11 protein-coding genes are annotated in these 13,296 nt (G+C 65.3%); 5 read left to right on the top strand and 6 right to left on the bottom strand.

Annotated features, from left to right (window positions below; genetic code table 11):
- Window positions 1-348: 348 nt before the first annotated feature.
- The 3 genes from AC1DS3_RS25655 to AC1DS3_RS25645 all read right to left on the bottom strand — a co-directional run bounded on the left by AC1DS3_RS25655 (window position 349) and on the right by AC1DS3_RS25645 (window position 3,532).
- Window positions 349-1,338 (bottom strand): tripartite tricarboxylate transporter substrate binding protein, encoded by a 990-nt coding sequence (locus tag AC1DS3_RS25655; RefSeq protein WP_477128219.1) that lies wholly within the window; start codon window positions 1,336-1,338, stop codon window positions 349-351.
- A 69-nt stretch (window positions 1,339-1,407) separates the two neighbouring features.
- Window positions 1,408-2,562, bottom strand: a complete 1,155-nt coding sequence (locus AC1DS3_RS25650) for a CaiB/BaiF CoA transferase family protein (protein WP_477109128.1) — start codon at window positions 2,560-2,562, stop codon at window positions 1,408-1,410.
- Window positions 2,552-3,532, bottom strand: a complete 981-nt coding sequence (locus AC1DS3_RS25645) for a hydroxymethylglutaryl-CoA lyase (RefSeq protein WP_441630124.1) — start codon at window positions 3,530-3,532, stop codon at window positions 2,552-2,554. The genes AC1DS3_RS25650 and AC1DS3_RS25645 overlap by 11 nt, the downstream gene beginning before the upstream one ends.
- Window positions 3,533-3,817: 285 nt before the next feature.
- Between AC1DS3_RS25645 and AC1DS3_RS25640 the strand changes: the two genes are divergently transcribed.
- The 3 genes from AC1DS3_RS25640 to AC1DS3_RS25630 all read left to right on the top strand — a co-directional run bounded on the left by AC1DS3_RS25640 (window position 3,818) and on the right by AC1DS3_RS25630 (window position 8,849).
- The gene (locus AC1DS3_RS25640; RefSeq protein ID WP_441630122.1) at window positions 3,818-4,720 is read left to right on the top strand and encodes a LysR family transcriptional regulator; all 903 of its coding nucleotides are present in this window, start codon (window positions 3,818-3,820) and stop codon (window positions 4,718-4,720) included.
- Window positions 4,721-5,131: 411 nt separating this feature from the next.
- Window positions 5,132-7,861 carry a UPF0182 family membrane protein gene (locus AC1DS3_RS25635; RefSeq protein WP_477128218.1) on the top strand — a complete coding sequence of 910 codons (2,730 nt, stop codon included), beginning with the start codon at window positions 5,132-5,134 and terminating at the stop codon, window positions 7,859-7,861.
- A gap of 124 nt (window positions 7,862-7,985) precedes the next feature.
- On the top strand, window positions 7,986-8,849 hold the full coding sequence (locus tag AC1DS3_RS25630) for a cytochrome c (RefSeq protein WP_441630118.1): 864 nt from the start codon (window positions 7,986-7,988) through the stop codon (window positions 8,847-8,849).
- Between the two features lie 43 nt (window positions 8,850-8,892).
- Here the strand turns inward: AC1DS3_RS25630 and AC1DS3_RS25625 are convergent, their stop codons facing one another.
- Window positions 8,893-10,017, bottom strand: coding sequence for an AAA family ATPase (locus AC1DS3_RS25625; RefSeq protein WP_441630440.1), 1,125 nt, complete (start codon window positions 10,015-10,017; stop codon window positions 8,893-8,895).
- A 77-nt stretch (window positions 10,018-10,094) separates the two neighbouring features.
- Window positions 10,095-10,799 (bottom strand): RNA ligase family protein, encoded by a 705-nt coding sequence (locus AC1DS3_RS25620; protein ID WP_441630116.1) that lies wholly within the window; start codon window positions 10,797-10,799, stop codon window positions 10,095-10,097.
- 553 nt (window positions 10,800-11,352) lie between these two features.
- On the opposite strand from AC1DS3_RS25620, the gene AC1DS3_RS25615 reads away from it, so the two are divergent.
- Both AC1DS3_RS25615 and AC1DS3_RS25610 read left to right on the top strand, forming a co-directional pair.
- Window positions 11,353-11,994, top strand: a complete 642-nt coding sequence (locus tag AC1DS3_RS25615) for a hypothetical protein (protein ID WP_441630114.1) — start codon at window positions 11,353-11,355, stop codon at window positions 11,992-11,994.
- Window positions 11,995-12,102: 108 nt separating this feature from the next.
- A complete protein-coding gene (locus AC1DS3_RS25610) occupies window positions 12,103-12,417 on the top strand; it encodes a hypothetical protein (RefSeq protein ID WP_441630112.1) in 315 nt (104 codons plus the stop codon).
- 213 nt (window positions 12,418-12,630) lie between these two features.
- Here AC1DS3_RS25610 and AC1DS3_RS25605 read toward each other — a convergent pair.
- A partial coding sequence (locus AC1DS3_RS25605) for an AAA family ATPase (protein WP_477128217.1) occupies window positions 12,631-13,296 on the bottom strand: 666 nt, incomplete at its 5' end.

The raw sequence follows: 13,296 nt of genomic DNA, 5'->3' as shown, positions 1-13,296 counted from the left end.
GCATATCCATGTCTCCTCATTGTCATTGCATTGATGCCCGCGCCGCCAGCGCTTGGCCGGGGCAGCCCCTCGATGTCCCGAGCCGGCAGGGCGCGGCGATCTTGGTCGCACCTACCGTGCCGACCCAAGGATACCGTAGGTGCAATGCCGGCTCGCCGGCCGGAAATGCCGCTCGCTCGCACCTCGCCATCATGACATCGGCGCCTCCCCACGCCAAGCGGGCTGCACGGGCAGCGGCAACGTTCGATGAAGCCGGAGAGGCGGTGAACGCCACGGCGTGGGCCGACGTCTACCGCACGGCTTGCCTCAATGCACCGAACAATGCGATGCGCTATGCAGCCTCTACCCTTACTCCAGGGTCACATTGGCCTTCTTGACCAGGGCAGCATAGCGCGCCGCTTCGCTCTGGAAGAACCTGGCGGCTGCCTCCGGCGTGCCGGGATTGATCGTGTTGCCCTGCTTCTTCATCGCTTCCAGCACGTCCGGGCTGGTGAATGCCTTGGCAAACAACGTGTTGAGGCGCTTGACCTCGGCCGGCGGCAGCCCTGCCGGGCCTACCACGGCAAACCAGCCCTCGACCGCGTAGTTGGGCAAGCCTTGTTCTGCGATGGTGGGAATATCCGGTGMGGCCGGCGAGCGCGTCGCGCCACACAGGCCGATCGCGCGCAGGGATCCGCTCTTCAGATGCGGCGCCACGGCATTCAGCGCTACCACGCCCATCTCCACCTGGCCAGCGATCAGGTCGGTCAACATCGGGCCGGTGCCTTTGTAGGGCACGTGGCGGGCTTTGACGTGCGCTTCATCGAGGAACATCTCAGCGGCGAGCTGGATGATGGTGCCGTTGCCCGACGATGCATAGTTGAGCGAATCGGGCTTGGCCTTGAGCAAGGCAATGAGTTCCTGCACGTTCCTGGCGGGAACCTTGGGGTTGACCACCAGGACCAGCGGCGTGGAGCCGATCACGCTGATGGGCGTGAAGTCCTTGATCGCGTCGAACGGCATCTTCTTGTACACGCTCGGGTTGATCACGTGGTTGTTGGAGAACAGCCCCAGCGTGGTGCCATCGGGTGGCGCCTTGGCCACCGCCGCCGCGCCGGTCATRCCGCCGGCGCCGGGAAGATTCTCGATCACCACCGGCTGGCCCAGGCTCTTGCCCAGCGAAGGCCCGGCAGCGCGTGCGATCGCGTCCACGCCCGAGCCAGCGCTGATCGGCAGGATCAGGCGCACCGGCCGGCCCGAGCCTTGGGCCAGCACGGTGCCTGCCAGCAAGGCAAGCGTGAGTGCCATCGCCGAAGCGGCCATGCCGAGTGCTGCCCGGCGCGAAAGGGGGAATGCCATGTCTGTCTCCGTATGTTTATCGTTCTAGTCCGCGTGGCCGTCCGAAGCCACGTGGCAAAGTGCGAAGCTTCAGTCCGGGATATGCGCGCCGAGGCCGGCCAGGATCTCGTCGTTGTGCTCGCCAATGCCCGGCAACGGCATGCGCACGCCAGGCCTGCGTCCGCCCATCAATAGCGGCAGCAGCACAACGTCCGTGGTGCCGCCGTCCTCGGTCTGCATCGGCACCAGGCCTCCGCTTGCCTTGAGGTGCGGATCCTCCAGCAGTTGCTCCGGACGCATGATGGGCGCGTAGGGAATGCCCGCGGCTTCGAGCTTCGGCGAAAGCGCCTCCACGCGATGGTCCTTGAGAATCTCGCCCAGCCGCTCCAGCAATGCCGGGCGTACAGCAACGCGCATGGCGTTGGTGGCAAGTGCCGGATCGGCTGCCAGGTCGGGGCGTTGCAGCACGTCGCACAAGGTGTTGAACTGCTTGTCGCTGACGGCACCGATAAACAATTGCTCGCCTTCGGCTAGCGTGAACACGTCGTAGACGCTCCAGGCGGAGACGCGCGACGGCATCGGCGGCGGCGGCGCGCCGGTCATCGAGAACTGCTGCATGTGCTGGGACGACAGGAACACGCAATTCTCGAACAGGGCGCTCTGCACTTCCTGTCCCTTGCCGGTGCGGTCGCGCTCCCGCAGGGCAGCCATCACGCCGATGGCGCCGAACATGCCGCCCATGATGTCGTTGACCGAGGTGCCGGCGCGCAGCGGGCGGCCCTTGGGCCCGGTCATGTAGGACAGGCCGCCCATCATCTGCACGACTTCGTCAAGCGCCAGGCGGTGTTCATAGGGCCCGGGCAGGAAGCCCTTGTGCGAGACGTAGATCAGCTTGGGAAACCTGGCGGACAGCGTGGCGTAGTCCAGCCCGCATTTCGCCATCAGCCCCGGGCGGAAGTTCTCCAGCAGCACGTCGCACTGGCCAATTAGCTCCGCTGCCGTGGCCTGCCCTTGCGGGGTGGTGATATCGATGACGACGCTCTTCTTGTTGCGGTTGAACGAGCGGAAGAAACCAATGCCAAGGCCGGGCAGGTTGCGCGTCTTGTCGCCACCGGGCGGCTCGACCTTGATGACTTCGGCGCCCAGGTCCGCGAGGATCATGCCGCAGGTCGGGCCCATCACCATATGCGTGAACTCAACCACGCGGACGCCGGCGAGCGGCAAGGAGGCATTATCAGTGTTCATGATCGACTCTCAGGCGGAAAGCCGCATCGGCAATCGATGCAGGAAATGTCTTGGGCAAGCCGGCGCGCCACAGTGTGCCGTGCAGGGTTTCAGTGGCCAGCCAGCCAGCTACGCGCGCGCGCAGCGACAGCAAGCGGCCGATGTCGATGCCGGTTTCGAAGCCCATGCTGCCTAGCAGGAATGCCAGGTCTTCCGTGGCGACATTGCCGCTGGCGCCGGGCGCGTGCGGGCAGCCGCCGATGCCGGCGAGGCAGGCATCGAAACGGGTCACCCCGGCTTCCAGGGCAGCATAGACATTGGCCAGGCCAAGCCCGCGCGTGTCATGGAAGTGGCCGCACCAGAAGCGGTCGCCGGCAATTGCCGTGGCGCGTTCGAACAGGCTGCGCACCATGGCGGGGTCGGCATAGCCCACCGTGTCGGCCAGGCTAACGCGATCCGCGCCGGCATCCAGCAGGGCCTGCATCAGGCGCAGCACCTCGTCCGGATGCACATGGCCCTGGATCGTGCAGCCGAAGGCCGTGCCCACGCCACCTTCGATTAACGTCTTGGAGCCGGCCGCGTCACGAGCGGCACGGATCCTGGCGACCTCGGCCACCACGTCGTCGGGTGTCTTGCGCAAGTTGGCCAGGCTATGCGCATGGCTGGCGGAGAGCGGCATCAGCATCAGGTCCGCGCCGCTGGCGATGGCGTTCTCCGCGCCTCGCAGGTTCGGCACCAGGACCGAGACGAACAGCCCCGGCAGCGACTTGGCAAAGTCCACGAGTTCCGCGGTATCGGCAAGTTGCGGCAACAGCTTCGCCGGGACGAAGGAGCCCACCTCGATCTCGCGCTGGCCTGCCGCGTAGGCCGCCTGGATCCACTCGCGCTTGGCGGAAGTCGGCAGGATGGTGGCGATGCTTTGCAGCCCGTCACGCAGCCCAACCTCGCGGATCACGGCTTGGCGCGGTGCCGATGGAGTGTGCGTTGTCATTGGATCTGTGTTCCCTCGGAGGTTGGTGCCTCGGTCTGGCCTATGCACTCTATGTTGTTCCGGCCTGAGCCAGAAGCGGTAATCAAGAAGCGCCAGCATTCCGGATTGKAACTTCTAAGCGAATCATCCCGATGCGTGCCCAAGCCAGCGGCCCACCAGCTGCCGCGCACGAGGTGCCAAGTGCCGCCGCTTGCGTCCAGCCCGGGGAATTTCCGGTTGTGACAAAAAACGTTAAGATAGCCGCACTAAATTTCCAGATTGGAAATCCTCTGTTGAAGGCTCTCGATGCGTGATCTAGACCTCACCTCCCTGCGCCTGTTTGTTGCGGTTTGCGAGACGCGCAACATGGCGCGCGCCGGCGAACAGCAGCACATCGTGGCTTCGGCCATCAGCAAGCGGCTGGCGCAGCTGGAAGACACGGTGGGCGTCACGCTGTTCGAGCGGCGCCGGCGCGGCGTGATCCCGACCGCGGCGGGTGAGATCCTGCTTGAGCACGCTCGCGCCATGCTGGCCGCGGCTGATCGCGTGGAGCGCGACATGGCCGACTACGGCACCGGCATCAAGGGGCAGGTCCGCTTGCTGGCCACCGTATCGTGCATGGCCGAGTCGCTGCCCGACGATATCGCGAGCTTCCTGCAGGTGCCCGCGCATCGGGACATCCGCGTCACCGTCGAGGAAAGCCTCAGCCGCGATCTCGTCCGCTCGTTGCGTGAAGGATCCGCATCGTTGGGTATCTGCTGGGATGCCGCGGATCTGGAAGGATTCCAGACCCGGCCCTATCGCAGCGATGCCCTGGCGGCCATCGTGCATCCCGAGCACCCGCTCGCTAGCCAGGCGGATTGCACGTTCGAGCAAACGCTGGAGTTCGACCACATCGGGCTGCCCGGGCAGACGGCTGTGCACACCATGCTTGCACGCGCCGCGGCCATCATCGGCAAGCCGATGGCGTACCGCGTGGTGGTTTCCTCGTTCGATGCGTCCCTGCGCTGCGTGCGCGCGAATCTGGGTCTTGCCATCGTGCCCCGCGAGGTGGTTGAGCCCATTTACGCCAGCTTTGGCGTACGGGTGATCCCGCTCACCGATCGCTGGGCGCAGCGCCGCTTCGCGATCTGCTTGCGCGACGAGGCAAGCCTCTCGCCAGCGGCAAGACTGCTGGTGGACTACCTGGAACAAAAGGCAGCAGGCTGACAGCCCGCCGGCGCTTCATCTCAAGCTTCATCCCAGGCTTCAGCGCATGGCGTTGCGCAGCCGGCGCAGGCTGGATTCACGATGACAAGGCGTACAACAAACCGAGGGCCAGCAGGCATCCGGTCAGTTTCAGGTAGTACCCGCCACCGTGATGAGGTTGGCCTGTGCGTGGTGCATTGCGGCTGTGCGGCATCATGTTGCTCACCGGATTGGACAGCCCACAGGTTAAGAACTCGCCCATGCAAAAGGCGTAGAAAGCTATCAGCCGGGCATAAACAGCCCGTCAATGTCCATCAGCCGCCGGATGATTCCCCACCTACAATGAATTGTCGGGCGGGGCTGGCTTGGACCTTTGCCTTGTTGCGGGCAGCCGCAGGCCACGGATGACGGTCCGGCAAAGGAGCATGATCGATGCGCTCGCCAGGGATATCCGGCCTGCGCCTGAGGCGCATTGCCGCCAGGGTTGCGGTTGGCATCATCGGCCTGATCGTCATCGGCCGCCTCACCGGCATGCTGATCGACTGGCTGTGGTTTTCCTCCATCGGCTATGTCAGCGTTTTCTGGACGGTCCTTGTCACCAAGGTGCTTCTGTTTGCCGCCGTCTTCGCTGCGTCRGCGGGCGCGATCTGGGTATCGGGATCGCTGGCGCACCGCTATGCGAGCCCGCCTGGCTCCTGGAAGGCGGAGGTCTTGAGCGAGCTGGTCGGCGAAGTCGCGCCGCACCTGCCCTGGCATGCCGCCATCGCCGGTGCCGCCGTCCTCCTGGGCCTGCTCCTCGCCACCAGCGGAATCCCGGACTGGGACCTCGTGCTTCGCTACTTCAACCAGGTGCCCTTTGGCAAGGCCGATCCGATCTTCGGCAAGGACATCGGCTTCTATCTCTTCTCGCTGCCTGCCTATCTTGCACTGAGGAACTGGCTGTTACTGCTGCTGTGCTGCAGCGCAGCCGCCGCCGCCGTGGTGTACGGGATGCGCGGCGACATCGCCTGCATGCGCTCGCCGCGCGGGCTTTCGCCTGCGGCCGCCGTCCACGGCTCGGCCCTGCTGGGCTTGTTCTTCCTGCTGCAGGCCTGGTCCTACTGGCTCGACCGCTTTCTGCTGCTCTATGGGGACAACGGCGTGGTGGTGGGCGCCAGCTATACCGATATCCATGTGGGCCTGCCAGTCCTGTGGCCGCTGATCGGCCTGGCCACCGCGGCCGCAGCCGCTTCATGGGCCAATATGCGCTGGCGGGGCTATCGCATTCCTGCCGCCTCGGCGCTGGCCGTGTTCGGCAGCGCATTCGTACTGGTGCTGATCTACCCGGCGCTGTTCCAGCGTTTCTATGTCAAGCCGAACGAATTGCAGCTGGAGACGCCCTATATCGCCCACAATATTGCGCTGACGCGCGACGCCTATGGCCTGGCGCAGATAGCGGTAAAGCCGTTTCCCGCCGACCAGAACCTGGATCTCGCCGCGCTGCAGGCCAATCGCCCAACCATCGACAATATCCGCCTGTGGGATCTGCAGCCGTTGCGGGATACCTACGCGCAGTTGCAGGAGATCAGGACCTATTACAAATTCCTGGCGACAGACATCGACCGCTACCGGTTCGACGCCCGTTACCAGCAGGTGATGCTCTCGGCGCGGGAGCTGGAACCGTCGCTGCTTCCTGCCAATGCCCAGACCTGGGTCAACCTGCATCTGCTGTTTACCCACGGCAATGGCGTCGTGATGTCGCCGGTCACGGAGAAATCCACGGAAGGCCTGCCTACGCTTTACCTGAAGGATATTCCGCCCGTCTCCAACGGCGGCCCGCGCATGGTTGAGCMGCGCCTGTACTTTGGTGAAGGCGGCAAGGGCTATGTGATCGTCAACGGCAACACCCCCGAATTCGATTACCCCAAAGGCGATGAGAACGTCTATACGACCTACCACGGGCGCGACGGCGTCGCGATCGGCAGCGTGGCGCTGCAGGCCCTCTTCGCCTGGCAATTCGACGATCCCAACATCCTGGTGACCAGCTACATCACGCCCGCGAGCCGAATCCTGCTCCATCGCAATATCCAGGACCGGGTACGCACGATCGCCCCGTTCCTCAGCCTCGACCGTGACCCCTACATCGTCGTGAGCGGCGGGCGGCTTTTCTGGATCCAGGATGCCTACACCACCAGCCGCTGGTTCCCGTACTCCCAGCCAGGCACCGGTGACGGCGACAATTACATCCGCAATGCGGTCAAGGTGGTGATCGATGCGTACAACGGGACTGCCGATTTCTACATCAGCGATCCGGCTGATCCCGTCGTGCGGACGTACCAGCGCATTTTCCCGGGCCTGTTCAAGCCGCTGGGCGCGATGCCGCAAGACCTGCAGCTGCATATCCGCTACCCCGAAGACCTGTTCCTGATCCAGGCCCAGGTCTACCGCGCCTATCACATGGAAACGCCGGAAGTCTTCTACAACAGAGAGGATCTCTGGCAGTTCCCGCGCAAACAGGCCGACATCGACGCGGGCACCGGCCCTGGCTCGCCCATGACGCCCTACTACATGATCGTGCGGCTACCGGCGCAGCCGCGCGCCGAATTCGTGCTGATGCTGCCGATGGTGCCCAGCCAGCGCGAGAACATGATTGCGTGGCTGGCGGCGCGTTGCGATCCGCCTGACTACGGCAAGCTCGTCGTCTATGCCTTTCCCAAGGACAAGCTGGTCTATGGGCCATTCCAGATCGAGGCGCGCATCCAGCAAAACACCGAGATCTCGCAGCAGATTTCGCTATGGAACCAGATGGGTTCGCGCGTCATCCGCGGCCACCTCCAGGTCGTGCCCATCGACAACGCGATTCTCTACGTCTCGCCGCTCTACTTGCGCGCGGAGTCCGGCCAGTTGCCAGAGTTGAAACGGGTGATCGCCGCCTATGGCGACCATGTGGTGATGGAGGAATCCTTGGGCGCGGCCCTGGCGGCGCTCTTCAAGGAAGCGGCCCCGGTGGCGGCCGCGCCCGGTGGCGCGCCAGATGGCCGCGCCCGCGAGGCACTCGCCCACTATGACCGCGCCATGGAGCGATTGAAGGCAGGCGACTGGGGCGGCWTTGGCGCCGAACTCGATGCACTGAAGCCACTGCTCGAAGCGCTCGGCGCCAGGCGCGCCGATGCGCAGAAATGACGAACGATCATGCAAACAACCGCGCCGGTCGCCACGCCGGCGATAAAGCCGACACGCGCTTGCAACGGCTAGAATGAGCGCCTACGACCGCCGCACCATGTTCGCTCGCTCTGGAGGAAGACCCATGAAAGCCTGGATCGCAATGGCCGTTGGCGCGCTTGGCTGCGCAATGGCGTTCCTGGCGGGTCCGGCTTGCGCCGCGGACACGGCGACGCTGACCATTGCGGCCGGTGCGCAACAGCGCAACTACACGCGGGATGCGCTGCTGAAAGACCGCCGCCTGACCGATGTGACGGTGGACGACGACAACCTGAAACGCCGCCTGACATTCAAGGCGATCCCCTTGGCCGCCTTGCTGCGCGGCATGCCGGTGACGGCCGACGCGAGCGCGACGACCGCAGCCAGCGATGGCTATGTCTCTCACCTGCCGACGCGCCTGTTGCTGGCCGAAAGCGCCGACGAGCCGCGCGCCTGGCTCGCGGTGGAAAATCCTGCCGCGCCGTGGCCGACGCTCAAGGGCCAGGACATCGGGCCGTTCCGCCTGATCTGGACAGTGCCGGCGGGCCGCGCCGCTTCCCTTGTCAACGAGAGCCTCTGGACGTACAGCATCGTGCGCATCGACATCACCGCGCCGCCGGCGGAGCGCTTTGCGGCCATCCGGCCCGCCCCCGGCCTGCCGGCGGACGGCGCGGTCATGCGCGGCTTTGCGACATTCCAGCGCGTTTGCTTCTCGTGCCACTCCCTCAACCGGGTCGGCGACGCGCACCTTGGCCCCGACCTGAATGTGCCGCACAGCGCCGTCGACTATCTGGGCGACGACAAGCTGGCCACGCTGATCCGCGACCCGCAGTCGCTGCGCTGGTGGCCCAACGCGCGCATGTCGGCGATCGACGAAAAAACGCTGTCCGACGCTGATCTGAAGGACTTGCTGGCGTATCTGCATCACATGTCTGGACGCAAGGCGGCGGCGCCCGCGGCGGGTTCCTGAGCCTTGATGCACCCGTGCCGGATGGCACGGTCCGGCATCCGGTTCAATTGACAATGTGATAGGTGACCGAGTGCGCCTCAACTGGCGACACCACCTCCCACCTGTGGAGCATTCTCTCGATGGCCGCATTCGTCAGCGTGGTGTCGCGCTTGCGGTTGCGCGACAGGATGGTCTGCTCCGCGGCCTCCAGATAGACGACATTGACTTCAGCGCCGTACGCGAACAGCAAGTCGAGGGTTTTCGCGCGCATCTGCCGGCTCAGGTGCGTCGCGTTCCAGACGAACGGCATGCCCTCGCGCAGCAGCGCTTTTGCCTGGTCGACGGCAAAGTGCATCGCCGCGCCCTCGTTCTTCCCGTACTTCAGCCCAAGGGCCTCGCGTGCGTCGTCAAACCCCACAACCGGCAGACCGGCGCAGCATGTCTTGATCCAGGTGCTCTTGCCTGTGGCTGGCAGGCCGCTCAGGACCGTCACGGTGGAGCCCGCCTCGCGGTGGTAAGCATAGTCCGGATGTACGTCTTCGCCCCGGAGGTAGCGCATCCGAGTCCAGCGGTCCGCGAAGGCGCGTGGCTGGCCATAGCATCCCTCCTCGCGCGCTAACTCGCGAAACAGCGCGATGTCGACCAGCACGTCTTCGCTGTCTGCGCATACCCGCCCACGCATGTCGGCCTCGGCCAGCGCCGCCAGCTCGCTGACGTCGAGTTCCAGCGACAGGCGCCGCACCACCATCTCCGCGGACTCGCCGGACCGGCTTCCCCGGATGGCATAGAACGGCAGCTGATGCACGTGGATCAGCCGGCAAACCGCTTCGCGCAAGGCAAAGGGCACGCCGCTGCGCCACAACAGCACGCGCGCATCGACCGCGCCGCGCGCAGAGTGGCCCGGCTGGCCGATCGCCCCGGTTTGCGGGTCTACCCGCGTGGTGGCGGGCTTTGCGATGTCGTGCAGCAGCGCCGCATGAAACAGGACAAAGCGGCGCTCGGGCGTGGCCGCCGCATAGTCATCCAGCCCCACCAGGGACTGGACCACCAGTTTTGTATGGGTCCAGACGTCGCCCTCCGCGTGATAGCGCGGATCCTGCGGCGTGCGGCGCAACGGCTCCAGGCATGGGAGTGCCGCCATCAAGGCCTGCCAGTCCGGGTCCACGCCCGGGGCAGGCACGAGTGCCATCAGGCTCGCGTAGGCAGGCGCCCGCAACACGGATGCCGTGCGCAGCGATTGCAGGTTCGCTGCGGTCAACAGTTCGGTCATTTCCATTGCGGCTCTCCTGCGTGTTCACGCATGTGGTTCTGCTCGAACGCGTGGTTGTGCATCCAGTGCGCGTCCGTCTGCACATGCCCGGTGCGCACGAACTTCGCCACGCAGCGCTTGAAACCGGCATAGGGGAACTCGCCCGCGATCCGGACCACATAGCCCTCCATCCGCTCGCGCTCACGTTCGCTCCACAGGGCCTGGATCGCCGCGGCGTCGAACACGCCGTCGTAGAGCACCGGCACCGGTTCGATACCGAGCAGCGCAAACCACTCCAGCGTTTCATCCCAACCGAGGCATACATTGCGCGCGTTCCAGATCGAGAACCCGAGGAAGAACGAAGCCAGTTCCCGGTAACGGATCGAATGCGTGGCGAACAGGTTCTCGCCACAGACTCGCCAACCCTGCGGAATATCCGTGCGCATCGCGCCCCAGAATCCCTTGAGCCAGTCACGGCTTGGATGATGGCGGCTGTCCAGGCTCCGGGCGTGCATGCCCGTGCGGTAGAGCGAAGTGTTTTCTCCGTCCATCTTGGACGTGACAATCACGCGGCAACCCTGGAAGGCACCCAGGGACTCGATCCTCCGGTCATCGTCGCTGAGCCCTGGCGACCACGGCAAATGCGGCGTGCGCGGGTATTTCACGCGATCGGCTACCGGGTCGGCAGGGTTGGTTTCCCGAAGCACTTCGGGTTGTTGCATCGTCATTTCGAACTCCATAAGACATGGGAGCCGACGATGGGATGGCGCGTGGCGGTATTGGTGGTGCCGGCAGGCAACTCAGGCCTGGGACAGCGTAAGCGCTTGAGGCAAGCACAGCAGGCGAAGAGCGCGGGCGCGCCATCGGCACTCTGCATGTGCAGGTGTCGTCGGCATCAGAGGGTGATGGCGGACATGCGGGGCACTTTACTCTCCAGGAACAAGGGGTGAACGATCAACTGCACAAGCGTGCAGGTGCCGGATATTACACAGGCGGCGCCGGTGCGTAAATCGTGCGTTGCTCGCTTTCCACACCACGCGCGCCCGGACCTGCGGCCCGATTGGCGCTTTGCAGCGTGGCACGGGCGGGCTGTGCGCGCCCGATCCCGGCATAATCCGCAGGAGATACCCAGACGAGCCGGCGCAAAACATGAACGACTGTCCCCGATGCGCGCACCCAGGGCTTGCCGCTTGCCTTGGCGAGGTGACCCATGGCGTTGCGGCCCCAATACCGATMGGGAAGCCGGTCGGGAAGCCGGTCGGGAAACCGCCGATCTTGCCGGCGATACTTCTGCCCGCCGCACTGGCGCTGGCACTCGGCCACAGCCACGACGGCTGGGCGGCGCCCCAGGCCGAGCAGCCCACGCTAAGCATCGAAGAGCGTGCGACAGAGCCGCCCCAGCTGTTCCCCCCGACTTACGATGAAGCGGTCACGGCGCTGATCCGTGCGTTTGACGTCGGCACCATCCTTGCGGCTGGCCTGGACCAGGCCTTTGCCAGGCTGCCGGCGAAAATCGGACCCATCCCCAAAGAGCGCTACACGCAATGCGCCCGCGCGAAGCTCTCGTCCGAGGTGGTCGAGGCGGCAGTCCGGCCCGCGCTGGTACCGGAGATCCAGGATGCCGGGCTGGCGATGCGGCTGGCGCGCTTGCTGGGCTCGCCGGTCGGGCGCAAGACCAAGGAGGCGGCGCTGTCGGGCAAGACGATGGCCGAGGCCGGCATTACGGGGGCCGACCTGCTCGAATTCAACCGCTTCATGGAGAACCCCGCATTGAAGGCCTTCCTTGAGCAGGGCGGGCTGCGCCGGGTCAAGGATGCCCTGACCCGTGCAATCAGGGTGGAAAGCAACTCGGCCTCGGACGCTTGCGTCAGGGAGCTGATGCCCCTGTACCGCCTCACCCACGAGCGCTCGGCCTGATGCCCCCTTGCGTCCGGCACGCCGTGAAATATCGTTACAGTTGTAATCCCCGGCAGTGCGGCGGCATGGCTAGAGTCAGCTTATTGCGACTGCAAGAAGAGGATCGACATGCAGCAAGCTAACTTCTACGCGCTGGGGCTTGGCGCATTTGTCCTGGCGCTCGCCCAGCCCGCATTGGCACGCGTCGATGTGGACCTGAACGTCGGCGTGCCTGCGCCGGTAGTGGTCGCGCCGGCCTACCCCGCGCCCGTGTATCAGGCGCCGCCCGCTTATCCCGCGCCCCCGCCGCCCGCTGCCTATCCCGCGCCGGCTCCGGTCTATGGGCCGCCTCCCGGGTATGTCGGATATGGGCCGCCAGTGGTGGTGGCGCCGGCGGTGGTGATCGGTTGGCACGGTGAGCGCTACTGGGATGGACGGCGCTAGTGGGGCCGCCGCGACTGGTATGCCTACCATCACCCCTACCGGCGCTGACGAGCGGATGTCCGGGATATCCGGGATGTCCGGGATGCGTGTGATGCAGGCGTTGCCTGAGGGTGGCGCGGATGCAACGGCCCGACCCGCATTTATTAACGTTGATTACAAAGAAAAACCGCCCCGGCAAAGGGGCGGTTTTCCGTTTTGGCGTGATGCCGTGCCTCAGTGGCCTTTCGGGCCGAAGGTGTACTCCCCATCGTGGTAATCCACCGGCACCACATCCTTGGCGGCGAACTTGCCTTCGAGGATGAGGCGCGCCACAGGGTTCTCGATCTGCTGCTGGATCGCGCGCTTGAGCGGACGCGCCCCGAACACCGGATCGTAGCCAGCGCTGGCGATCTTGGCGAGCGCTGCCTCGCTCACCTCCAGCGTCATGTCCATGCGCGCCAGCCGTGCCGTCAACCGCTCCAGCTGGATGCGGGCGATCGACTCGATATGCTGCTGGTCGAGCGAATGGAACACCACCACCTCGTCGATACGGTTCAGGAACTCGGGCCGGAAATGCGTCTTCACTTCCTGCCATACAGCGCCCTTGACCGCTTCGTGCGGCTCGCCGGCCATCGCCTGGATGATGTGCGAGCCCAGGTTCGAGGTCATCACGATCACCGTGTTCTTGAAGTCCACCGTGCGGCCCTGGCCGTCGGTCAGGCGKCCATCGTCCAGCACTTGCAGCAGCACGTTGAAGACGTCCGGGTGGGCCTTCTCGACTTCGTCGAGCAGGATCACGCTGTACGGCTTGCGCCGCACGGCCTCGGTCAGGTAACCGCCCTCTTCATAGCCCACGTATCCCGGCGGCGCGCCGATCAGCCGGCTCACGCTGTGCTTCTC

It is taken from the genome of Cupriavidus sp. 01L46 (genome assembly GCF_056399905.1).
The sequence above is the reverse complement of the archived record's forward strand: the minus strand, read 5'-3'. Positions and strand labels throughout refer to the sequence as shown.